The sequence below is a fragment of the Ensifer adhaerens genome (genome assembly GCF_002007205.1).
Classification (GTDB): Bacteria; Pseudomonadota; Alphaproteobacteria; order Rhizobiales; family Rhizobiaceae; genus Ensifer; species Ensifer adhaerens_D.
In genome coordinates this window covers 208,722-228,755 of the sequence record NZ_LAZS01000014.1, presented here as the reverse complement: position 1 = coordinate 228,755, position 20,034 = coordinate 208,722, and the positions used below count along the sequence as shown (strand labels likewise).

Below are 20,034 nucleotides of genomic sequence, written 5' to 3'. Positions count from 1 at the left end.
TTCCGCATAAATCAGGCCGCAGCCATCTGTTTTACCTGCATCGTCAGATGCTTGCCATTGTGGCCGGTGATCAAGACCGGGACAAGCGCGCGCGGTTTGAGGCCGGCGGCATCGACGAGCGTGAAGTTTTCGGTGTGGGCGAGCCCATTGTTCTCGACCAGGATCGTCTGCTCGCTGCCGACCAGGCGGTCGAGATGGCGGGCGTAGAGCCTCGCGCCGACGGCGCGCAGGCGGGCGGCACGATCCTTGACGAGCGCCCGGTCGAGCTGCGGCATGCGTGCTGCCGGCGTTCCAGGGCGGGGGCTGTAGGGGAAGACGTGCAGATGGGCAATGCCGCAATCCTCGGCGAGTCCTACGGCATTCTCGAACATCTCATCGGTTTCGGTCGGAAAACCGGCGATCATATCGGCACCGAGGCTGATATCGGGGCGCAAGCGCCGGACCTGATCGGCAAAGGCGCGGGCGTCGGCGCTCGAATGACGGCGCTTCATGCGTTTCAGGATCAAATCGTCGCCATGCTGCAGCGACAGGTGCAGGTGCGGCATGAAGCGCGTCTCGTCGGCGATCAGGTCGAAGAGATGCCTGTCGGCCTCGATGCCGTCGATCGAGGAAAGCCGCAGGCGGCGGATTTCCGGCACCTGCTTCAAAAGGGTCTTCGCCAGCAAACCGAGCGTCGGCGTTCCCGGCAAGTCGGCGCCGTAGCTGGTCGCGTCGACGCCGGTCAAGACGATCTCGCAATAGCCACTCTCAACCAGCCTGCGCGCCTGGTCGACGACGGCGCCCATCGGCACGGATCGGGAATTGCCGCGGCCATAGGGGATGATGCAGAAGGTGCAGCGGTGGTCGCAGCCGTTCTGCACCTGGATGAAGGCGCGCACGTGGCCATCGATGTGCTTGACCATCTGCGGCGCGGTGGCGCGCACGCTCATGATGTCGTTGACCCGCAGCTTTTCTTCAGCCGAGACGCCGAAATCCGGCAGTGAACGATAGGAGGCGCTCTTCAGCTTCTCCTCGTTGCCGAGCACGGCGTCGACCTCGGCCATTTCGGCAAAGGTCTCTTTTTCGGTCTGGGCGGCGCAGCCGGTGACGATGATGCGGGCATGCGGATTGTCGCGCCGGGCACGGCGGATCGCCTGGCGCGCCTGGCGCACGGCCTCGCCGGTGACGGCGCAGGTGTTGACGAGGATGGCGTTGTTCAGCCCCGCCTTTTCGGCTTCCGCCCTCATCACTTCGGATTCGTAGGTATTGAGACGGCAGCCGAAGGTTATGACCTCGACGCCGCTCAAAGCGCCCGGGCTCCGCCCGCTTCGGCCTCGTCGCGCTGCCAGGTGCCGGTCGCAGGATTCAGCGTGCCGGACCATTCCCATTCGGCCGGGCCGGTCATCACGACATGATCGTTGCTGTCCAGCCATTCGATCGTGAGCTTGGCAGGCGCCGGAGCGGAGGCGACGTCGATCGTCACCTTGCGGCCGGTGCGGCCGGTGCGGGCGGCGCTGACGGCAGCCGCGCAAGCCGCCGAACCGCAGGCAAGCGTCAGCCCGGCGCCGCGTTCCCAGGTGCGGGTGCGCAGCGACGAGGGCGAAAGCACCTGCGCCAGCGTGATGTTGGCGCGCTCGGGAAACATCGGGTGGTTTTCAAGCAGCGGGCCGAACCGGTCGAGATCGAAGGACATCGGATCCTTGTCGACCCAGAAGACCGCATGCGGATTGCCCATCGACATGGCCGAGGGCGAATGCAGGACGGGATTGTCGATCGGTCCGATCTGCAGCTCGACACGGCTGGTATCGGCAAATTCCTCGGCAAGCGGGATCCTGTCCCAGGCAAAGACCGGCTTACCCATGTCGACCGAGATCGTGCCGTCTTCATGCTCCCTGGCGTTGAGGATGCCGGCGATGGTCTGGAAGGTGAAGGCCTTCTTGCCGGTCTCAGTGGCCAGCGCCTGCACGACGCAGCGCGTGCCGTTGCCGCAGGCCTGGGCCATGGAGCCGTCGCAATTGACGATGTCGATCCAGGCGTCGGTGCCGGCAGCCTTGGGGTCGTGGATCGCCATGATCTGGTCGAAGGCGGTTGCCGGGTCGGCATTGAGCGCGATCGCGGCAGCCGGCGTCACCCGATCCTTCCGACCGCGCATGTCGACGACGAGGATCTTGTTTCCAAGCCCGTTCATCCTGGCAAATTGCACGTTGTCGGTCATGTGGCGATTGTCCAAACCGGCCCGCCTCAAGCGCGCCATTCTTCATTCGGGCTGTATATGGCGGAAAAGCCCGGAAAATACCAGTGCCGCGTTCATTCGGCTCCCTCGGTGCTGCCCGGCTCTGCGGCCGGAACGTCGAAGACTTCGCCCGGGCGCAGCGGCCGAAAACGGCTGCGGGCGATGCCGGCGGCGTCAAGCGCCCGTTCCAGCGCCTGCCGTGGCTCCTCGACCCCCTCGTCGGTCAGGCGGAACGTGCCCCAGTGGTGGCCGGCGACATGGGCGGCGGCGCAGTCGATCATGCCGCGCACGGCTTCCTCAGGGTTCTGATGCTGGTCCTGCATGAACCAGCGCGGCTCATAGGCGCCGAACGGCAGGTTGGCGAGCCGGAAGGCGCCGTGCTTTTCCCGCGCCGCGCGATAGTTGATGCCGTCATGGAAGCCGGTGTCGCCAACGTGGTAGATTTTGCCGGCCGGCGTCTCGATGACAAAAGCCGCCCAGAGCGCCATGCGCCGGTCGCGCGAGCCGCGGGCCGACCAGTGGTGGCAGGGTTCCGCGTGAAGAATGATGTCGTCGCCGCAGTCCAGCCGGTCGCTCCAGTCGACCGCCGTTATCTCCGCTTCGGGAACGGCGCGGCGGATGATCGTGTCGTTGCCGAGCGGGGTGACGATCCTTGGCCCATGCTCCTCGTGAAGGGCTGCCAGCGTCTCGACGTCGAGGTGGTCGTAGTGGTTGTGGGTGACGAGCACGATGTCGATCGGCGGCAGGTCGTCGAGTTCGATGCCGGGCGCGTTGCGGCGCTGCGGGCCGGCAAAGGCAAAGGGGCTGACGCGATGCGACCAGACGGGGTCGGTCAGAATGTTGAGCCCATGCACCTGGATGAGCAGCGTTGCATGGCCGACCATCGTCACGCGCAGGCGGTCGCCTTCGACACTCAGCTCTGGCTTCACGGGCGCGAACGGGCTTGGATTGTGCTGGGGCCAGCGCACCTTGCCGCCGCCGAATTGCCAGCGCAGGAGATCTGCCGTCCCCTTGGGCGGCTTGCCGCCGGGATTGAAGAAACGGGCACCGTCGAAATGGTCGGAGACGGGCCCCTGGTAATAGGGATTGCGTGTCTTCATCCCGCTGTTCGCCCTGGTTGAAAGGTCAAGGTTTAATAAATTCTTGAAGACAGCAACTGGATTGCTATCGTGTTTGCATGCTCGTTCGATTCGATCCGCAGGAACGCCTCTACAAGACCCTCAAGCTGGTCCGCTCCATCCATCTCAACATGCAGCGTTCTGCAGAACATATGCTCGATGGCGCCGGCATATCAGTGGCGGAGCGGGCGGTTCTTGAACTTTTTTGCGAAACGCCGCTGACCGTGCCGGAAGCGGCGCGGCGCCTGTCGATGAAACGGCAGTTCGTGCTCAGGGTCGTCAACGGGCTGATGGAGAAGAGCTTGCTGGAAAGGCAGCCGAATCCGGAACACCGTCGCGCCTACCTTTGCGCGCCGACCGCGGCTGGGCGTGATCTGTTCGAGGAAATCCATCGCCGCGAGGTCGAGTTGCTGCATGCCCTGCTCGGCGATATCAATCAGACCGAGGTGGTCGCTACGCTTCGGGTCATGACGCGGGTCTCGGCGGCCTTCGAGCAGTTGGCCGGCGAACTGGACGAGACCGACGCGGACGAGGCGCCCTGAGCCGAAAGCGCCTCATCGCCCTGCCGTCCTTGACTTTTGCCGCGCTTTCCTGTTTATCCGCCCCAATTCCTTCGCAAGCTCAAGTCTTCGAAGCCACCGACCGGGTCCCGTAGAGGTATAAAGAGAACCCGGAGGTCAACATCCGACAGCGCGTCGCGCCCTCGGGTGGTTTTTGGCTTTGCGCCTTGTTTTCCTGGCGAAGGAACCCACGTTTCCGGCGAGTTGATCGCCACCGGAAACCAGAAGGAAGTGAGAATGTTCGAGAGCCTCCAGGACCGCCTTGGTTCCATATTGAATGGACTGACCGGCCGCGGCGCATTGTCGGAAGCCGATGTTTCCGCTGCGCTCCGCGAGGTTCGCCGTGCGCTGCTCGAAGCCGACGTCGCGCTCGACGTCGTGCGCGCCTTCACCGAGAAGGTTCGTGAAAAGGCCGTTGGCGCCGAGATCCTGAAGTCGATCAAGCCCGGCCAGATGGTCGTCAAGATCGTCCATGACCAGCTCGTCGAGATGCTCGGCTCCGAGGGCGTGACGATCGATCTCAACGCGCCGGCACCTGTCGTCATCATGATGGTCGGTCTGCAGGGCTCCGGTAAGACGACCACCACCGGCAAGATCGCCAGCCGGATGAAGACCAGGGACAAGAAGAAGGTCCTGATGGCTTCGCTCGACACGCGTCGTCCGGCAGCCCAGGAGCAGCTTCGCCAGCTCGGAGTGCAGACCGGCGTCGACACGCTGCCTGTTATTGCCGGCCAGTCGCCGACCGATATCGCTTCGCGCGCCGTCCAGGCTGCCAAGCTTGGCGGCCACGACGTCGTCATTCTCGACACCGCCGGCCGCACCCATATCGACGAGCCGCTGATGATCGAGATGGCGGAGATCAAGCGGAAGTCCAATCCGCATGAAATCCTGCTCGTCGCCGATGCGCTGACCGGTCAGGACGCTGTCAATCTTGCCCGCAACTTCGACGAACGCGTCGGCATCACCGGCCTCGTGCTCACCCGCATGGACGGCGACGGCCGCGGCGGTGCGGCACTGTCGATGCGTGCCGTCACCGGCAAGCCGATCAAGCTCATCGGCGTCGGCGAAAAGATGGGCGAACTCGAAGAGTTCCATCCGCGCCGCGTCGCCGACCGTATCCTCGGCATGGGTGACATCGTCTCGCTCGTCGAGAAGGCGGCCGAAAACATCGACGCCGAGAAGGCGGCCGCAATGGCCGCCAAGATGGCCAAGGGCAAGTTCGATCTGAACGACCTCGCCGACCAGCTTGGCCAGATGCAGAAGATGGGCGGCATGGGTGGCATCATGGGTTTGATGCCCGGCATGGCCGGCATGAAGGATAAGATGGCCGCTGCCGGCCTCGACGACAGCCTCTTCAAGCGCCAGCTCGCCATCATCTCATCGATGACCAAGGCCGAGCGCGCCAACCCGGACCTCTTGAAGCATTCGCGCAAGAAGCGCATCGCCGCTGGTTCCGGCACCGATGCCGCCGACATCAACAAGCTTCTGAAGATGCACCGCCAGATGGCGGACATGATGAAGATGATGGGCGGCAAGGGCAAAGGCGGCATGATGAAGCAGATGATGGGCGGCCTTGCCAACAAGATGGGCCTTGGCGGCCTCGGTGGCGGCGGCATGCCCGATCTGTCGAAGCTCGACCCGAAGCAGCTCGAAGCCCTGCAGAAGCAGGCGGAAGCGGCCGGCCTCAAGCCCGGCGGCATGCCGGGCCTTGGCGGCGGCGGCCTTCCGGGTCTCGGCGGTGCCAAGCTTCCAGGTCTCGGAGGCGGTTTCCCCGGCCTTCCCGGCCTGCCGAAGAAGAAGTGAGGATCGTTTGAAAGATGATTGATCCCGAAATCAAACAGGAATTGGCGGGTTACCGGCAGTCGATCGACAACATCGATGCCGCGCTCGTCCACATGCTGGCCGAACGCTTCCGCTGCACTCAGGCAGTCGGCGTTCTCAAAGCCAAGCACGAACTGCCGCCGGCCGACCCGGCGCGCGAAGAATACCAGATCGAACGCCTGCGCCGCCTGGCCAAGGATGCCAATCTGGATCCGGATTTCGCCGAGAAGTTCCTGAACTTCATCATCAAGGAAGTCATCCGGCATCATGAAGCCATCGCCGCCGATCGCTCGCATTCCGCGGGCAACGCCGGCACAAACCATTCCGCTTGAACGAAGCGGTCAAAAAAGCCTGCAAGGAGTTACTCAAATGGCACTGAAAATTCGTCTCGCCCGTGGCGGTTCCAAGAAGCGTCCGTACTACCAGATCGTCGTTGCCGACGCCCGCAGCCCGCGTGACGGCCGCTTCCTCGAGAAGATCGGCTCCTGGAACCCGATGCTCGGCAAGGACGACGAAAAGCGCGTCGAACTCGACGCCGAGCGCGTCAACCACTGGATCGCCCAGGGCGCCCAGCCGACCGACCGCGTTCTGCGCTTCCTCGACCAGGCTGGCCTCGCAAAGCGTCCGGCTCGCAGCAACCCGACCAAGGCTGTCCCGGGCAAGAAGGCTCAGGAACGCGCTGCTGAAGCCAAGCAGAAGGCTGAAGACGCCGCTGCTGCCGCTGCTGAATAACAGCCTGCGAACGGTCCGGAGGGCGATCGGCGGTCTTCTGCCGACGCGTCTCCGGCTGGCCGTGACTTAAGGAAACGGGTGGCATTTCCATGCCGCCCGTTTTCCGTTATGTGCACCGGGATATCCCGAAAACGGATGCGGATGATGAGCAAACTCGAAAACCCGGTTCTGATGGCGACGATCGGCGCGGCGCAAGGTCTGCGCGGCGAAGTGAGGGTCAAGTCCTTCACCGACGATCCGACCGCGCTCGGCGATTATGGCAATCTGCACAGCCCCGACGGCCGCGTTTTCGAGGTGCTCGAAATCCGTGAGGCGAAGAATGTCGTCATCGTCCGCTTCCGCGGCGTCAACGACCGCAATGCCGCCGAGGCGCTCAACGGCCTGGATCTCTTTGTCGAGCGCGACAATCTTCCGGACGACGATCTGGATGAGGACGAGTTCTTCTATGCCGATCTCGAGGGCCTCGAAGCGATCGACGGCAATGGCACCAGCTATGGCAAGGTCAGCGGCGTCTTCGACTTTGGCGCTGGCGATCTCCTGGAGCTGAAGGGTCCGGGCCGGCGTCCGGTGCTGATCCCCTTTACCGAGTGGTCGGTGCTGGAGATCGACCTGGAAGCGGGCAGGCTTCTCGTCGATCCGGTGGCCGCCGGTCTTGCCGACGACAAGGACCAGGACCCGGGCAGCCCGTTTTCCGCAAAGCGCAAGTGAGCGATGCGGCGATGACGTTTCGCGCGACCGTTCTGACGCTCTACCCTGAAATGTTTCCGGGTCATCTCGGTGCCTCCCTTTCGGGCAAGGCGCTGGAGCGCGGCCAATGGGCGATCGAGGCGGTGCAGATCCGCGATTTTGCCGAGGACAAGCACCGCACCGTCGACGATACGCCCGCCGGCGGCGGCGCCGGCATGGTGTTGAAACCCGACGTGCTCGCCCGGGCGATCGACCATGTTTCCGCGGATGACGGTCGTCCGCGGCTGCTGATGAGCCCGCGCGGCCGTCCGCTGACGCAGGAGCGGGTGCGCGAACTTGCCGATGGCCCCGGTGTCGTCATCGTCTGCGGACGTTTCGAAGGCGTCGACCAGCGGGTGATCGATGCCCGCGGCCTCGAAGAGGTTTCGATCGGCGACTACATTCTTTCCGGCGGCGAGCCTGCGGCCCTGACTCTGCTCGATGCCGTGGTGCGGATCCTGCCGGGTGTCATGGGCAACGCGCTTTCCGGCGTGCATGAGAGTTTTGAAGGCGGGCTGCTCGAGCACCCGCACTATACCCGTCCGCAGGTCTTCGAAAGCCGCGAGATCCCGGCGGTGCTGACGTCAGGCAACCACGGCGCCATCGCCAAATGGCGCGAGGCGGAGGCGCGGCGGCTGACCGCGGAGCGCCGGCCCGATCTTCTTAATCAGCCGGTGAAGAAGTAGTAGGCGGCAAGCAGCAGACCGACGGCGACGACGAGCGCCCGGATGACCGCCTGCGGCACGCGTCGCGCTGCCCAGACGCCGGAGTAGCCGCCAAGCGCTGCTCCCGGCACCATGATCGCCGCATGCAGCCAGGAAACGACGCCGCCGGCGGCAAAGACGACGATGGCGATCGCGGCAATGACGATCGAGATGAAGTTCTTCAGCGCATTCAGCCGGTGGTAGCCACCGCCGGTCGCCAGCCCCAGCACGGCCAGCATCATGATGCCCATGCCGGCGCCGAAGAAGCCGCCATAGATCGATGTGACGAACTGGGCGCCGATGCCGGCCGGATTGATGGCGTGCTCGTCGACGCGCGCCTTGGGCTTCAGCAGCGGTCCGGCGGCGAAGATCGCGGTTGCCGCCAGCAGCAGCCAGGGGACGAGCGCGCGGAAGGAGGCGTTGGAGAGCGAGATGAGCAGCAGCGCACCGGCCAGACCGCCAAGCGCCGAGATCACGCCGAGCAGGATCGCATACCGCTTGTCGGCACGGATCTCCTTGGCATAGGCGAGCGCCGAGGTGACGTAGCCCGGAAACTGGATGATCGACGAGGTCGCATTGGCGACGATCGGCGAGAGGCCGCCAAGCGTCATCGCCCCGAAGGTCAGGAACGTCCCGCCGCCGGCGATGGCATTGACGACGCCGGACAGGAAACCGGCCGCAAACAGCATGAGTATTTCGAAGATATGCATGGTCTCCCCCGACCCCTCATGCTCGGGATAGCCGGTGGTTGTGCCGGCCGCAAGTCCGTTGCACCGGACAATCATCATGCCCGTGTTTGCGCTTTTTCTGATAAAATCGGCTTTCCTGGCGCCGAGGCCGAGAAATTATGGCTTCCGGGGATGACAAGGCAGACCGATTGGTGTATGTGCCGCCCCGGTTCGGGTTCCATGCCCGTCGACCAAAACAAAGAATGGCGAATCCGCTCCTGCCGGTATCGGCAACACCTGAAGGCTGGCCCGACAGGTTCATCGAGAGCGCTCTGGCTGTTTCAGAAGAACTTGAAAGGTTAGACCGATGAACATCATCCAGCAGCTGGAAGCCGAACAGGCCGCCAAGATCGCCGCCAAGCGCACGCTCCCGGAATTCTCCGCAGGCGACACGCTCCGCGTCAACGTCCGCGTTGTCGAAGGCAACCGTACCCGCGTCCAGGCCTATGAAGGCGTCTGCATCGCTCGTTCGGGCGGCGGCATCAACGAAAGCTTCACCGTTCGCAAGATCTCCTACGGCGAAGGCGTCGAGCGCGTATTCCCGGTTTACTCTCCGCTCGTCGAGAGCGTCGAAGTGGTTCGCCGCGGTAAGGTCCGTCGCGCCAAGCTCTACTACCTGCGCGATCGTCGCGGTAAGTCGGCTCGTATCGTCGAGAACACCGGCACGCGCGCCCGCAAGCTGAACGAAGCCGAGCGTCAGGCGATTGCCGAGGAAAAGGCACGCATCGAGGCCGAAAAGGTTGCAGCAGCTCAGGCGCTCGCCGCCGAGAAGGCAGCAGCCGAAGCCGCCGAAGCAAAGGCAGCTGCGGAAGCCGCAGCAGAATAACATCTCAATCCCTAGGGATTGTTGGAAAGGCGGCCTCGGCCGCCTTTCTTTTTTGGTACTATCCGCTTGTCTTTTCGACGGAATTTGTGACATTTTCCGCTGCCACACTTTTCGGGAGCTCCTCCAATGACAATCCGTCGCCACGTGCTTGCGGGCATCGCAGCCGCACTTGCAGCACCTTTTGCGTTCTCTGCACCGGCGCTGGCCGCCGACCTGCCTGACCTCGGCGGCAAGACGGTCGTCGTTGTCACGGAGAACGCCTACCCGCCGCTGCAGTTCGTAGATCCGAAGTCCGGCGAAGCCAAGGGCTGGGAATACGACGCGATGAACGAGATCGCCAAGCGGTTGAATTTCAAGGTCGAATACCAGAACACCAGCTGGGACGCGATGATCCAGGCGGTGCATGACGGCCAGTACCAGATCGGCATGACCGGCATCACCATCAAGGACGACCGCAAGGAAAAGGTCGACTTCTCGGATCCCTACATGCGCTCGCAGCAGTTTATGCTGGTCCGCAGCGACGAGGCCCGCTTCAACGACGGCAAGAGCTTCGGCGCCTTTGCCGACGGCCTCGTCGGCGCGCAGCCGGGCACGTCGCCGTTCTACACCGCCGTCTACGAAATGCTCGACGGCAACGAGCAGAACCCGCGCATCAAGCTGTTCGAGACTTTCGGCGCGACCGTCCAGGCATTGAAGGCCGGTGACGTCGACGTGGTGCTGACCGACAGCGTCGCCGCCAAGGGTTATGTCGATTCCTCCGAAGGCAAGCTCAAGGTCGTCGGCGGGCCGCTCGGCACCGAGGATTTCGGCTTCATCTTCCCGAAGGGCTCGGATCTCGTTGCTCCGGTCAACGCCGCGATCAAGGCGCTGAAGGAAGACGGTACCTTCGACGCCCTCGATAAGAAGTGGTTCCTCGAATACAAGATGGGCGGCTGATAGCAGGCTATGGCCGCTCCACAATCTTCAGACATGTCCGGCAAGGGCGACTATCCCTGGTGGTTGGTCGCCCTTCTTGTGATCGCTGTGGCGCTCGCCGCCGTGATCATCAGCAATGACATCTTCTCGGAAGTCTTCACCGTCGTCTTCAAGGGCCTTGGCGTCACCGTCTTCGTGACCCTTATGGGCTTCGTGCTGGCGACGACGCTCGGCCTCGGCATCGCGCTGATGGCGCTCTCCGAGCATTCGTCCCTTCGGCAGATCGCCCGCTTCTATACGGAAGTCATCCGCGGCGTGCCGATCCTGGTGCTGCTCTTCTACATCGCCTTCGTCGGCGCGCCGGGGCTCGTCGTCGCGGCCAATTTCATCCTGGCTCCGTTGATCAGCGCCGGCTGGATGGAACCGGTCGTCGTGCGCGACATCTCCTTGATGTGGCGGGCGATCCTGGCGCTGATGATCGGCTATTCCGCCTTCATCGCCGAAGTGTTCCGGGCCGGCATCCTCTCGGTCGACAAGGGGCAGGTTGAAGCCGCCAAGGCACTCGGGCTTTCACGCTACCAGCGCTTTCGTCTCGTGATCTTTCCGCAGGCGATCCGCGTGATCCTGCCGCCGCTCGGCAACGACTTTATCGCCATGGTCAAGGACAGTTCGCTCGTCTCGGTGCTCGGCGTTGCCGACATCACGCAGATGGGCAAGGTCTATGCCTCCGGCTCCTTTCGCTTCTTCGAGACCTATTCGATCGTTGCCTATGTCTATCTGGTGCTGACCATCGGTCTGTCGCTGGGATTGCGGGGGCTGGAGCGGCGGCTCAGGCGCGCGGAGCAACGCTGAGTCCGTTTCCAGCAATTGCCGACCTGTCAGAAAATTGATATGAACACGGCCATGGAATCCAAATTCGGATGTAGCGAGCAGAAAATCGTCGTGCTGCAGGACCATAAGCGCCTGCCGGCACGCTTCTTTGCGCGCGTCCACGGGGCACTTACAAGCCGCCTCGCCTGATCTCCCGATCAGTGCTTCCGGCCGCCTTGTCGCCGGCTTTTCCTACCTTTTTTGAAAACTCGATGGATATACCGCCATGAGCGCACCGCGTACCCTCTATGACAAGATCTGGGACGACCACCTGGTCAACGAACAGGAAGATGGCACCTGTCTTCTCTACATCGACCGTCACCTCGTTCACGAAGTGACGAGTCCGCAGGCCTTCGAGGGCCTGCGCATGGCCGGCCGCAAGGTGCGCGCGCCGGAGAAGACGCTCGCCGTCGTCGACCATAACGTTCCGACCTCGGCCGATCGTCACCTCGGCATCAAGAACGAGGAAAGCCGCATCCAGGTCGAGGCGCTCGCCAAGAACGCTGCCGACTTCGGCGTCGAATATTATTCCGAGAATGACAAGCGCCAGGGCATCGTGCACATCGTTGGCCCCGAGCAGGGCTTCACCCTGCCGGGCATGACCATCGTCTGCGGCGACAGCCACACCTCGACGCACGGCGCTTTCGGCTCGCTGGCCCACGGCATCGGCACGTCTGAGGTCGAGCACGTGCTCGCGACCCAGACGCTGATCCAGAAGAAGGCGAAGAACATGCTGGTGCGCGTCGACGGCCAGCTGCCGCCGGGCGTTACCGCCAAGGACATCATTCTCGCCATCATCGGCGAGATCGGCACGGCCGGCGGCACCGGCCACGTCATCGAGTTTGCCGGCGAAGCGATCCGCTCGCTGTCGATGGAAGGCCGCATGACCATCTGCAACATGACGATCGAAGGGGGCGCCCGCGCCGGCCTGATCGCGCCTGACGAAACGACGTTCGCCTATATCAAGGACAAGCCGCGCGCGCCTAAGGGCACGGCCTGGGACATGGCGCTCGACTACTGGAAGACGCTGCACACGGACGAGGGCGCGCATTACGATCGCGTCGTCGTGCTCGACGCCGCCAACCTGCCGCCGATCGTTTCCTGGGGCTCGTCGCCGGAAGACGTCATCTCGGTTCAGGGCATCGTTCCCAATCCGGATGAGATCCAGGAAGAGAACAAGCGGACCTCCAAGTGGCGCGCGCTCGACTATATGGGCCTGAAGCCGGGCACGAAGATCACCGACATCGCTGTCGACCGCGTCTTCATCGGCTCCTGCACCAATGGCCGCATCGAGGACCTTAGGGCCGTCGCCCAGGTGGTCGAAGGCCGCAAGGTCGCCTCGACCGTTTCGGCGATGATCGTTCCGGGCTCCGGCCTCGTGAAGGAACAGGCCGAGGCCGAAGGCCTCGACAAGATCTTCAAGGAAGCCGGCTTCGACTGGCGCGAGCCGGGCTGCTCCATGTGCCTGGCGATGAACGACGACCGGCTGAAGCCGGGCGAGCGCTGCGCCTCCACCTCGAACCGCAACTTCGAGGGCCGTCAGGGCTTCAAGGGCCGCACACACCTGGTTTCGCCGGCAATGGCGGCGGCCGCTGCGGTGGCGGGTCACTTCGTCGACATCCGCGAATGGAAATAAGCCGGATTTGAGCTTTTCCGGCGCCAATGGCCGCCCTTCGGGGCGGCCTTTTTTATTGCCTGCGTCTCAGGCGTTCCACCCCGGTTGGCGAAATGCGCTAAGCTGTCAGCCTGAGCACCGAAATGCATGAGGGAGGATGATTGATGAGCGACGATCTGCCCGTGCAAAGCTACCGTCTGATGCTGCTGCGCCATGCCAAGTCAGCCTGGCCTGACGGCGTCGCCGATATCGACCGTCCACTTGGCGAGCGTGGCCGCAAGGCGGCGCCGTTGATGGGGGACTATATGGCGCGGCACAAGCTCGTACCGGATCTCGCCCTCGTCTCGACGGCCAAGCGGGCGCAAGAGACGTGGAATTTGGCGGCGGCCGCGCTGCCGTCCGGCATCGCGGTCGAAAACACCCGCGCGATCTACGAGGTGGACGCCTCCCAGATTCTCAGCGCGCTTCGCGCAAACGATCCGGCTGTCAGGACGCTGCTGATCGTCGGCCACAATCCCGGCATGGAGGACCTGGCGCATGAACTCGTCGGCTCCGGAGATGCGGACTTGCGCATGCGCATGGCGGACAAGTTTCCGACGGCCGCCCTTGCCGTTCTTGAGTTCGAAGCGGCGGGTTGGCGCGCGCTTCATTCCGGCGGGGCCAGGCTCGTGCGTTTCGTGACGCCGCGTTCGCTCGATTGAGCTATTCGGAAGCCGGGGTCAAAGCACCTTCACGACGGTGCCGCGGCGCATATGCGGGATCAGCCGGCGCATGGCCGGCAGGCTGACGGCGACGCAGCCCTGCGTCGGCTCGTAGCCCGGGCGGATCAGGTGGAAAAAGATCGCCGAGCCGGCGTTTCGCCGCCGGGCGAGAAGGTTCCAGTCCATGACGAGGCAGATGTCGTAAAGGGCATCGTCGCGCACCATCTCCTCATGGCTGGGCTTGAACGGGGCTGCGACCGGGCGGTTGTAGAGGGCGTGGCCCGACGCGTCGCACCAGAGCATGCCCTTGTGCGTCGTGCGTGTCGGCAGCGGCGTTTTCGGCAGGAGGAGCCGGTCGCGCCTGACATAGCCGCCGACCAGCTTCATCGCCGCGCGCGGTGTTGCGCCGTCGCCCTCGCGTTTCAGGCTGGTGATCCCGCTGCGTCCGATGGCGGCCTGCTCCACGCGACCGTCAAAGGAGACAAGTGCCCGCTTTCGGTCGCGCGGTGCGGCCCGCACGGTAATGACGGTCTTGGCTGGTCTTCTTCCCGACGTTTTCTTGCGCATCATTCTCACGGATTTTTGCTTTGCCCGTGATTTGGGGGGCACCATAAGCACGGTTGCAGGTATAACGACTTAGCGATGCTGGCTCGCTTGCCAACACGGGCATTTGAGCTAGTTTGAAAACGGAAGCAAACAGGAATTGTCCCATGGCGACCCGTACCATTCTTCTTGTCGATGACGACAATGACCTGCGCGAGACCCTGGTCGAGCAGCTCTCGCTCTACGAGGAATTCGACCTCATACAGGAGGCGACCGCCGGCAAGGGTATCCAGACGGCGCGTGCCCAGCAGGTGGACCTGTTGATCATGGATGTCGGCCTGCCTGACATGGACGGCCGCGAAGCGGTGAAGCTCCTGCGCAAGGGCGGCTTCAAGGCGCCGATCATCATGCTCACCGGCCACGATACCGATTCCGACACGATCCTCGGGCTTGAGGCCGGCGCCAACGACTATGTGACCAAGCCGTTCCGCTTTGCCGTGCTGCTCGCGCGCATTCGCGCGCAGCTGCGCCAGCACGAGCAGAGCGAGGACGCGACCTTCAGCGTCGGCCCCTATACGTTCAAGCCCAGCCAGAAGCTGCTGACGCTTGAAAACGGCCAGAAGATCCGCCTGACCGAAAAGGAAGCGGCTATCATCCGTTACCTCTATCGTGCAGACCAGAAAGTGGTGACGCGCGACGTGCTGCTCGAAGAGGTTTGGGGCTATAATTCCGGCGTCACCACCCACACGCTCGAAACCCACGTCTATCGGCTGCGCCAGAAAATCGAGCGGGACCCTTCCAATGCCGAGATTTTGGTGACAGAGAACGGCGGCTACAAGATCGTTCCGTAGCCGGGGTGCGCAAGGTGGCCGACCATTTCCCGCGCGTTCTCCGTTTGCAGTTGTTTGCATCGGTCGCGACCGGTCCGCTAAGAGCGACACCGCCGTGACCGTGGGAGGTTAGCCGCTTGGCGCTCAACGACGATATCGTGCTTCTGTCCAACGTGCCGCTGTTTGCCGATATCAGCGAGGACAAGCTCAGGCTGATCGCTTTCGGCGCGGAACGGCGCCGCATCTTCAAGGGGCAGGAACTGTTTCGCGAGGGGGCGCCGGCCGATTGCGCCTATGCGATCGCCAGCGGCAGCCTCGCCTTGTCGAAGGCGGGTGCCGACGGTTCCGAGATGGCGGTCTCGACGGTCGGCCGCGGGGCGCTTCTGTCGGAGCTGGCGCTGATCTCGATGGTCGAGCGCAAGTTCACCGCGACGGCCGAGGAGGACAGCGAGGTCATTCGCATCAACCGGCCGCTCTTCCGCCGCATGCTGGAGGAGTATCCGGAAGTGGCGGAACTCGTCGAAGCGCGCATCCGCGAAAACCTGCAGGCGATGATCCGCCGGGCCGGCGCGCTCGCCGGCCGTTTCGCCTGAGGCGGCAGCCACCTCAGATCAAATATCGAAATGGGCGATGACCGGCACGTGGTCGGAGGGGCGTTCCCAGCCGCGCGCTTCGCGCAGGATGTCGACGTGCTTCAGCGCCGGTGCGAGGTCGGCGGAGGACCAGATATGGTCGAGGCGGCGGCCACGGTCGGCGGCTTCCCAGTCCTTCGCGCGGTAGCTCCACCAGGTATAGAGCTTGGTCGGGGAGGGCGTGTGCTGGCGCATCAGATCGACCCATCTGCCGCCGTTCATGACCGTGGTCAGCCCCTCAGTTTCGATCGGCGTATGGCTGACGATCTTTAAGAGCTGCTTGTGCGACCAGACGTCGTCTTCCAGCGGCGCGATGTTGAGGTCGCCGACGAGGATCGAGGAAATGCCGGCTTCGGCTTCCGCGTGCAGCAACTTCATTTCCTCGACGAAATCGAGTTTGTGGCCAAATTTCGGGTTGATGGTGCGGTCCGGCTCGTCGCCGCCGGCCGGAACGTAGAAGTTATGCAACCGGATCTTCTTGCCGCCGGCCGCAAAGACGACGGAGAGGTGGCGGGCATCGCCGACGCCGCAATAGTCGCGGCGATCGCTGAGCTCGTGCAGCGGCAGGCGCGAGATCGTCGCCACGCCATGATAGCCCTTCTGGCCGTGCATCTCGATGTGGTTGTAGCCGAGCGCCTTCAAGGGCTTGGAGGGAAACTGGTCGTTCGGGCACTTGGTTTCCTGCAGGCAGAGGATATCGGGCTGCCAGGTCTTCAGGAGATGTTCGACCAGCGGCATGCGCAGGCGAACGGAGTTGATGTTCCAAGTGGCGACGGAAAGGGCCATGCGTCATTCCCTGATCGGCTGGGGCCGGACGCTTGCGAAGGGAAGGCCGGCTCGGGATGGATGTTTGACCCGAGCTTTAAGCAGGTCCGGCGCGCCGGGACAAGGAATGCATGAGGAAGGTCGCAGCAAAACTGCGCGTCCTATGGACGCGCAGGGGTGCCTCTGGCGCTTGAGATTGCTCAGCCGCCGCGCTTGTTGCGGACTTCGTCGTAGGGAATCTGGAAGACCTTGTCGTCCAGCGCCATCCCGGTCTTGACGTTGAAGATCATCACCGAGGTGTCCTTCTTCTGCGCGTCGGTGATCGTCCACTGGCGCAGGTCGTAGGTCTTCGGATCGAACATCATGGTAATCGTCGAATCGCCGAAGATCGAGCGGTCGCCAAGCACGATGGTGATGAGGTCGGACTCTTCCTTGACGTTGCGCACCATCTTGCCGGTCAGGTCGATCCTCTCGCTGAGCAAGAGGTTGAGCGGCGTCTTCGACAGCGGATAGATGTCCCAGGTCTTGAGCTTCATGTTGCCGATGACGACGGACTTGCCGTCGGCAATGACGCGCATCGGCGAGGGGGCCTCGTAGTTGAAGCGGATGCGGCCGGGGCGTCGGATGTAGAACTTGCCGCCGGTCTGTTCGCCGCGTGGGCCGAACTGCACGAACTCGCCGGCCATGGTCTTCACCGAGGAGAAGTGATCGGCGATCTTCTGGGCAGCGCTCGGGGCCTGGGCGAAGGCCTGGCTGAGGTCGAGACCGGTGCCGCCGATGCCGGCGAGTGCCGCAAGCCCGCACACGAAGAGGCGGCGCGACATCACCGGGTGGTTGCGCTCGCCAGTCTTAGTCTCTGTCATCTCGGTCTCCTTCATTTACGAATCATCTGGAGCGCAAGTGCGGCGCCTTCAAGGCGCCATTTTCGAGCTTTTTCGCTCGCGCTCTCACATGACCGTTACCAGTTCGGCCCCTTGTGCGGGACCTCTGCCCGCGTCCGTCGGGCGTCTCTTCTGTCAAGGCATTCGCTTCACGCGACTCTGCCGGAATTTCCTTGTCGTCCGGCGACTTACTCCTCGGTCGGCACCAGGATCTCGCGTTTCCCGGCATGGTTCGCCGGGCCGATGATGCCCTCCTGCTCCATGCGCTCGATCAGCGATGCGGCACGATTGTAACCGATGCCGAGGCGGCGTTGAACGTAGGAGGTGGAAGCCTTGCCGTCGCGAAGGACGACCGCGACCGCCTGGTCGTAAGGATCGTCGGAGTCCGCGAGGTTGGAGGTGCCGGCCGGGCCGCCGCCCTCGCCATCGTCGTCGTCCGCTTCGGTAATGGCGTCGAGATACTGCGGCACGCCCTGGGTCTTGAGGTAGGCGACGACTTCCTCGACCTCGTTGTCGGAAACGAAGGGACCGTGGACGCGCTGGATGCGGCCGCCACCGGCCATATAGAGCATGTCGCCCATGCCGAGCAGCTGCTCGGCGCCCTGCTCGCCAAGGATGGTGCGGCTGTCGATCTTCGAGGTCACCTGGAACGAGATGCGGGTCGGGAAGTTGGCCTTGATCGTGCCGGTGATGACGTCGACCGACGGGCGCTGCGTCGCCATGATGACATGGATGCCGGCGGCGCGCGCCATCTGCGCCAGCCGCTGGACGGCGCCTTCGATGTCCTTGCCGGCGACCATCATCAGGTCGGCCATTTCGTCGATGATGACGACGATATAGGGCATCGGCGCCAGATCGAATTCTTCGGTTTCGTACATGGCTTCGCCGGTCTGGCGATCGAAGCCGGTCTGGACGGTGCGGGTGATCTGCTCGCCCTTGGCAAGCGCCTGCTCGACGCGGCTGTTGAAGCCGTCGATGTTGCGCACGCCGATCTTCGACATTTTCTTGTAGCGCTCTTCCATCTCGCGCACGGTCCATTTCAACGCGACGACGGCCTTTTTCGGATCGGTGACGACGGGTGAAAGCAGGTGCGGGATGCCGTCATAGACGGAAAGTTCGAGCATCTTCGGATCGATCATGATCAGGCGGCACTGGTCGGGGCTCAGGCGATAGAGCAGCGACAGGATCATGGTGTTGATCGCCACCGACTTGCCCGAGCCGGTGGTGCCGGCAACGAGCAGATGCGGCATCTTGGCGAGATCGGCGACCACGGGCTCGCCACCGATCGTCTTGCCGAGCGCCATGGCAAGGCGGGCCTTGGAGGTCTCGAAGTCGCGCGAGCCGATGAGTTCGCGCAGGTAGACGGTCTCGCGCCGCTGGTTGGGCAGTTCGATGCCGATGGCGTTGCGGCCGGGTACGACAGCGACGCGGGCAGCGATGGCGCTCATCGAGCGGGCGATGTCATCGGCAAGGCCGATGACGCGGGAGGACTTGATGCCGGGTGCCGGTTCCAGTTCGTAGAGGGTGACGACCGGGCCGGGGCGCACATGGATGATCTCGCCCTTGACGCCGAAGTCCTCGAGAACGCCTTCGAGCATGCGGGCGTTCTGTTCCAGCGCGTCGGGCGACAGCGACGCGTCGCGGCTGACGTTCTTCGGCTCGGCGAGAAAATGCATCGGCGGCAGGGTGAAGTCACCGTCGTTGTCGTCGACGAAGGAGCGCTGGGCTTCGCGTTCGACCCGCTGGCCCGACTTCGGGCGAGGGGCAGGCGTCGCGACGCGCGAGCCGGCATTCGGCAAGCCCTGCTTCGGGGGTGCTGCCTTCGGCGCCCAATCCGCTGCCGGGTCGTAATCGTCGTCAGGCAGGATGCCGGCGGGGCGACGCTCGTCGATATCGAAGGGCAGGTCGTCGTCCTCGTCGTCGGCCATGATCGGCGGCGGGGTGAGGATGCGGCGCTCGGAGCGGTCGAGCGAGGGTTCGATGCGGTCGCCGGCGGCCATCGGCTTCGGCCGAGCCGGCTCGTTCAGCGTGCCGAATTCGTCATTGTTGAAATCATAGGGCTCGTCATACTGGCGCTTGGGCGATGGACGGGTGCCGCTCATGCCGAAGATGCGGCGCATGCGTGCGTGCATGGTGTAGCGCATGTGGGCAAAGGAGCCCATCAGCAACGTGAAAGGCCCTTCGCTGTCGTCCTCGTCGAGCTCGTCGCGAACCGTGCGCGCCTTGCTCGGGGTCGGTTCGACGATCTCTTCCTCGTCTTCCTCGTCGCTGACGCCGATCAGGCCGGCGCTATAGACCAGGCACCAGGCGGCGGGCACGGCGAAGATGCAGGCAAGAATGGTCGCAAGCGTGCCGGTCGGGAAGGCGCCGGTAAAGAGCGCCGGGAAGCGCAGAATCATGTCGCCGAAGACGCCGCCGAGGCCGTTGGGCAGCGGCCAGGTGATGGGGGCGGGAACGCAGCTGAGCGCCGCGCCGGCAAGCACCGAGCCGACGAACCAGAGGCCGAGGCGCTTGAAGACCTTGTCGAAACGCTTGCCCCCGATCAGCACCAGGGCCCAGGCGACGGCGGGCAAGAGGGCGACGACGCTGGCAAGGCCGAAAAACTGCATGAAGATGTCGGCAAAGGCCGCACCGGTGTAACCGAGCACGTTGGTCGGTGCTTGCGACGTGGCATAGGAGAAGCTCGGATCGGCGACGTTCCAAGTCGACAGTGCCGCAATCGCCAGCGCCAATGCGCCGAACAGCGCAAAGCCCGCCAGCGACGCGATCTGTCGCCAAACGAAGGTGGTTAGCACGAACCGGTTGGAACGGCTGTCAAGCGCTGCCGGATTGCTTCTGCTCATGTTGCCTGCTGC

22 protein-coding genes are annotated in these 20,034 nt (G+C 63.8%); 14 read left to right on the top strand and 8 right to left on the bottom strand.

Annotated elements, in window-relative coordinates; all coding sequences use genetic code 11:
* Nucleotides 1–11 precede the first annotated feature (11 nt).
* The 3 genes from mtaB to XB14_RS31310 form a co-directional block, all read right to left on the bottom strand.
* Nucleotides 12–1,286: a tRNA (N(6)-L-threonylcarbamoyladenosine(37)-C(2))-methylthiotransferase MtaB gene (mtaB, locus tag XB14_RS31320; RefSeq protein ID WP_077968289.1), complete on the bottom strand. Its 1,275-nt coding sequence runs from the start codon at nucleotides 1,284–1,286 to the stop codon at nucleotides 12–14.
* On the bottom strand, nucleotides 1,283–2,194 hold the full coding sequence (gene dapF / locus XB14_RS31315; RefSeq protein ID WP_077968288.1) for a diaminopimelate epimerase: 912 nt from the start codon (nucleotides 2,192–2,194) through the stop codon (nucleotides 1,283–1,285). Before dapF ends, mtaB begins: the two co-directional genes overlap by 4 nt.
* A gap of 92 nt (nucleotides 2,195–2,286) precedes the next feature.
* Nucleotides 2,287–3,312, bottom strand: a complete 1,026-nt coding sequence (locus XB14_RS31310; RefSeq protein ID WP_077968287.1) for an MBL fold metallo-hydrolase — start codon at nucleotides 3,310–3,312, stop codon at nucleotides 2,287–2,289.
* A 77-nt stretch (nucleotides 3,313–3,389) separates the two neighbouring features.
* On the opposite strand from XB14_RS31310, the gene XB14_RS31305 reads away from it, so the two are divergent.
* From XB14_RS31305 to trmD, 6 genes are all read left to right on the top strand, one after another.
* A complete protein-coding gene (locus XB14_RS31305) occupies nucleotides 3,390–3,872 on the top strand; it encodes a MarR family winged helix-turn-helix transcriptional regulator (RefSeq protein WP_077968270.1) in 483 nt (160 codons plus the stop codon).
* Between the two features lie 255 nt (nucleotides 3,873–4,127).
* Nucleotides 4,128–5,693: a signal recognition particle protein gene (ffh, locus tag XB14_RS31295; RefSeq protein ID WP_077968268.1), complete on the top strand. Its 1,566-nt coding sequence runs from the start codon at nucleotides 4,128–4,130 to the stop codon at nucleotides 5,691–5,693.
* 14 nt (nucleotides 5,694–5,707) lie between these two features.
* The gene (locus XB14_RS31290) at nucleotides 5,708–6,043 is read left to right on the top strand and encodes a chorismate mutase (RefSeq protein ID WP_077968266.1); all 336 of its coding nucleotides are present in this window, start codon (nucleotides 5,708–5,710) and stop codon (nucleotides 6,041–6,043) included.
* A gap of 37 nt (nucleotides 6,044–6,080) precedes the next feature.
* Entirely contained in the window at nucleotides 6,081–6,443 is a 363-nt protein-coding gene (gene rpsP / locus XB14_RS31285) for a 30S ribosomal protein S16 (protein ID WP_077968265.1), read from the top strand.
* Nucleotides 6,444–6,587: 144 nt separating this feature from the next.
* On the top strand, nucleotides 6,588–7,151 hold the full coding sequence (gene rimM / locus XB14_RS31280; RefSeq protein WP_077968691.1) for a ribosome maturation factor RimM: 564 nt from the start codon (nucleotides 6,588–6,590) through the stop codon (nucleotides 7,149–7,151).
* Nucleotides 7,152–7,162: 11 nt separating this feature from the next.
* A complete protein-coding gene (gene trmD / locus XB14_RS31275) occupies nucleotides 7,163–7,855 on the top strand; it encodes a tRNA (guanosine(37)-N1)-methyltransferase TrmD (RefSeq protein WP_077968689.1) in 693 nt (230 codons plus the stop codon).
* Here the strand turns inward: trmD and XB14_RS31270 are convergent.
* The gene (locus tag XB14_RS31270; RefSeq protein WP_077968690.1) at nucleotides 7,837–8,583 is read right to left on the bottom strand and encodes a sulfite exporter TauE/SafE family protein; all 747 of its coding nucleotides are present in this window, start codon (nucleotides 8,581–8,583) and stop codon (nucleotides 7,837–7,839) included. The two genes, trmD and XB14_RS31270, sit on opposite strands and share 19 nt — an antisense overlap.
* A 325-nt stretch (nucleotides 8,584–8,908) precedes the next feature.
* Here XB14_RS31270 and rplS point away from each other — a divergent pair, with 325 nt between their 5' ends.
* From rplS to XB14_RS31245, 6 genes are all read left to right on the top strand, one after another.
* Entirely contained in the window at nucleotides 8,909–9,427 is a 519-nt protein-coding gene (gene rplS / locus XB14_RS31265) for a 50S ribosomal protein L19 (RefSeq protein ID WP_043625625.1), read from the top strand.
* 126 nt (nucleotides 9,428–9,553) lie between these two features.
* The gene (locus XB14_RS31260) at nucleotides 9,554–10,363 is read left to right on the top strand and encodes a transporter substrate-binding domain-containing protein (protein WP_034802798.1); all 810 of its coding nucleotides are present in this window, start codon (nucleotides 9,554–9,556) and stop codon (nucleotides 10,361–10,363) included.
* A gap of 9 nt (nucleotides 10,364–10,372) precedes the next feature.
* Entirely contained in the window at nucleotides 10,373–11,194 is an 822-nt protein-coding gene (locus XB14_RS31255) for an amino acid ABC transporter permease (RefSeq protein WP_077968263.1), read from the top strand.
* Nucleotides 11,195–11,233: 39 nt separating this feature from the next.
* A complete protein-coding gene (locus tag XB14_RS33820) occupies nucleotides 11,234–11,362 on the top strand; it encodes a hypothetical protein (RefSeq protein ID WP_268802326.1) in 129 nt (42 codons plus the stop codon).
* 76 nt (nucleotides 11,363–11,438) lie between these two features.
* Nucleotides 11,439–12,848, top strand: a complete 1,410-nt coding sequence (leuC, locus tag XB14_RS31250; protein ID WP_077968262.1) for a 3-isopropylmalate dehydratase large subunit — start codon at nucleotides 11,439–11,441, stop codon at nucleotides 12,846–12,848.
* A 143-nt stretch (nucleotides 12,849–12,991) separates the two neighbouring features.
* Nucleotides 12,992–13,528 (top strand): SixA phosphatase family protein, encoded by a 537-nt coding sequence (locus tag XB14_RS31245; RefSeq protein WP_077968260.1) that lies wholly within the window; start codon nucleotides 12,992–12,994, stop codon nucleotides 13,526–13,528.
* Between the two features lie 18 nt (nucleotides 13,529–13,546).
* Here XB14_RS31245 and XB14_RS31240 read toward each other — a convergent pair whose 3' ends face one another.
* Nucleotides 13,547–14,095: a L,D-transpeptidase family protein gene (locus XB14_RS31240; RefSeq protein WP_077968258.1), complete on the bottom strand. Its 549-nt coding sequence runs from the start codon at nucleotides 14,093–14,095 to the stop codon at nucleotides 13,547–13,549.
* 143 nt (nucleotides 14,096–14,238) lie between these two features.
* Between XB14_RS31240 and XB14_RS31235 the strand changes: the two genes are divergently transcribed.
* Both XB14_RS31235 and XB14_RS31230 read left to right on the top strand, forming a co-directional pair.
* Complete coding sequence (locus XB14_RS31235) at nucleotides 14,239–14,922, top strand: response regulator transcription factor (protein WP_034802783.1); 684 nt, start codon at nucleotides 14,239–14,241, stop codon at nucleotides 14,920–14,922.
* A gap of 116 nt (nucleotides 14,923–15,038) precedes the next feature.
* Complete coding sequence (locus XB14_RS31230; RefSeq protein WP_077968256.1) at nucleotides 15,039–15,494, top strand: cyclic nucleotide-binding domain-containing protein; 456 nt, start codon at nucleotides 15,039–15,041, stop codon at nucleotides 15,492–15,494.
* Nucleotides 15,495–15,512: 18 nt separating this feature from the next.
* Here the strand turns inward: XB14_RS31230 and XB14_RS31225 are convergent, their stop codons facing one another.
* From XB14_RS31225 to XB14_RS31215, 3 genes are all read right to left on the bottom strand, one after another.
* A complete protein-coding gene (locus XB14_RS31225; RefSeq protein WP_077968254.1) occupies nucleotides 15,513–16,319 on the bottom strand; it encodes an exodeoxyribonuclease III in 807 nt (268 codons plus the stop codon).
* Between the two features lie 179 nt (nucleotides 16,320–16,498).
* Nucleotides 16,499–17,161, bottom strand: coding sequence for an outer membrane lipoprotein carrier protein LolA (locus tag XB14_RS31220; RefSeq protein WP_077968688.1), 663 nt, complete (start codon nucleotides 17,159–17,161; stop codon nucleotides 16,499–16,501).
* Between the two features lie 206 nt (nucleotides 17,162–17,367).
* Nucleotides 17,368–20,022, bottom strand: a complete 2,655-nt coding sequence (locus XB14_RS31215) for an FtsK/SpoIIIE family DNA translocase (RefSeq protein WP_077968252.1) — start codon at nucleotides 20,020–20,022, stop codon at nucleotides 17,368–17,370.
* Between the last annotated feature and the right edge of the window lie 12 nt (nucleotides 20,023–20,034).

What these genes read in the sequence shown, in the direction of transcription:
- XB14_RS31310 (WP_077968287.1), bottom strand. Translation starts at nt 3,312, where the DNA reads ATGAAGACACGCAATCCCTATTACCAGGGGCCCGTCTCCGACCATTTC.
- dapF (WP_077968288.1), bottom strand. Translation starts at nt 2,194, where the DNA reads ATGACCGACAACGTGCAATTTGCCAGGATGAACGGGCTTGGAAACAAG.
- XB14_RS31305 (WP_077968270.1), top strand. Translation starts at nt 3,390, where the DNA reads ATGCTCGTTCGATTCGATCCGCAGGAACGCCTCTACAAGACCCTCAAG.
- rimM (WP_077968691.1), top strand. Translation starts at nt 6,588, where the DNA reads ATGAGCAAACTCGAAAACCCGGTTCTGATGGCGACGATCGGCGCGGCG.
- trmD (WP_077968689.1), top strand. Translation starts at nt 7,163, where the DNA reads ATGACGTTTCGCGCGACCGTTCTGACGCTCTACCCTGAAATGTTTCCG.
- XB14_RS31220 (WP_077968688.1), bottom strand. Translation starts at nt 17,161, where the DNA reads ATGACAGAGACTAAGACTGGCGAGCGCAACCACCCGGTGATGTCGCGC.
- XB14_RS33820 (WP_268802326.1), top strand. Translation starts at nt 11,234, where the DNA reads ATGAACACGGCCATGGAATCCAAATTCGGATGTAGCGAGCAGAAAATC.
- XB14_RS31290 (WP_077968266.1), top strand. Translation starts at nt 5,708, where the DNA reads ATGATTGATCCCGAAATCAAACAGGAATTGGCGGGTTACCGGCAGTCG.
- XB14_RS31240 (WP_077968258.1), bottom strand. Translation starts at nt 14,095, where the DNA reads ATGCGCAAGAAAACGTCGGGAAGAAGACCAGCCAAGACCGTCATTACC.
- rpsP (WP_077968265.1), top strand. Translation starts at nt 6,081, where the DNA reads ATGGCACTGAAAATTCGTCTCGCCCGTGGCGGTTCCAAGAAGCGTCCG.
- XB14_RS31225 (WP_077968254.1), bottom strand. Translation starts at nt 16,319, where the DNA reads ATGGCCCTTTCCGTCGCCACTTGGAACATCAACTCCGTTCGCCTGCGC.
- XB14_RS31215 (WP_077968252.1), bottom strand. Translation starts at nt 20,022, where the DNA reads ATGAGCAGAAGCAATCCGGCAGCGCTTGACAGCCGTTCCAACCGGTTC.
- XB14_RS31255 (WP_077968263.1), top strand. Translation starts at nt 10,373, where the DNA reads ATGGCCGCTCCACAATCTTCAGACATGTCCGGCAAGGGCGACTATCCC.
- XB14_RS31260 (WP_034802798.1), top strand. Translation starts at nt 9,554, where the DNA reads ATGACAATCCGTCGCCACGTGCTTGCGGGCATCGCAGCCGCACTTGCA.
- rplS (WP_043625625.1), top strand. Translation starts at nt 8,909, where the DNA reads ATGAACATCATCCAGCAGCTGGAAGCCGAACAGGCCGCCAAGATCGCC.
- ffh (WP_077968268.1), top strand. Translation starts at nt 4,128, where the DNA reads ATGTTCGAGAGCCTCCAGGACCGCCTTGGTTCCATATTGAATGGACTG.
- XB14_RS31235 (WP_034802783.1), top strand. Translation starts at nt 14,239, where the DNA reads ATGGCGACCCGTACCATTCTTCTTGTCGATGACGACAATGACCTGCGC.
- XB14_RS31270 (WP_077968690.1), bottom strand. Translation starts at nt 8,583, where the DNA reads ATGCATATCTTCGAAATACTCATGCTGTTTGCGGCCGGTTTCCTGTCC.
- XB14_RS31245 (WP_077968260.1), top strand. Translation starts at nt 12,992, where the DNA reads ATGAGCGACGATCTGCCCGTGCAAAGCTACCGTCTGATGCTGCTGCGC.
- leuC (WP_077968262.1), top strand. Translation starts at nt 11,439, where the DNA reads ATGAGCGCACCGCGTACCCTCTATGACAAGATCTGGGACGACCACCTG.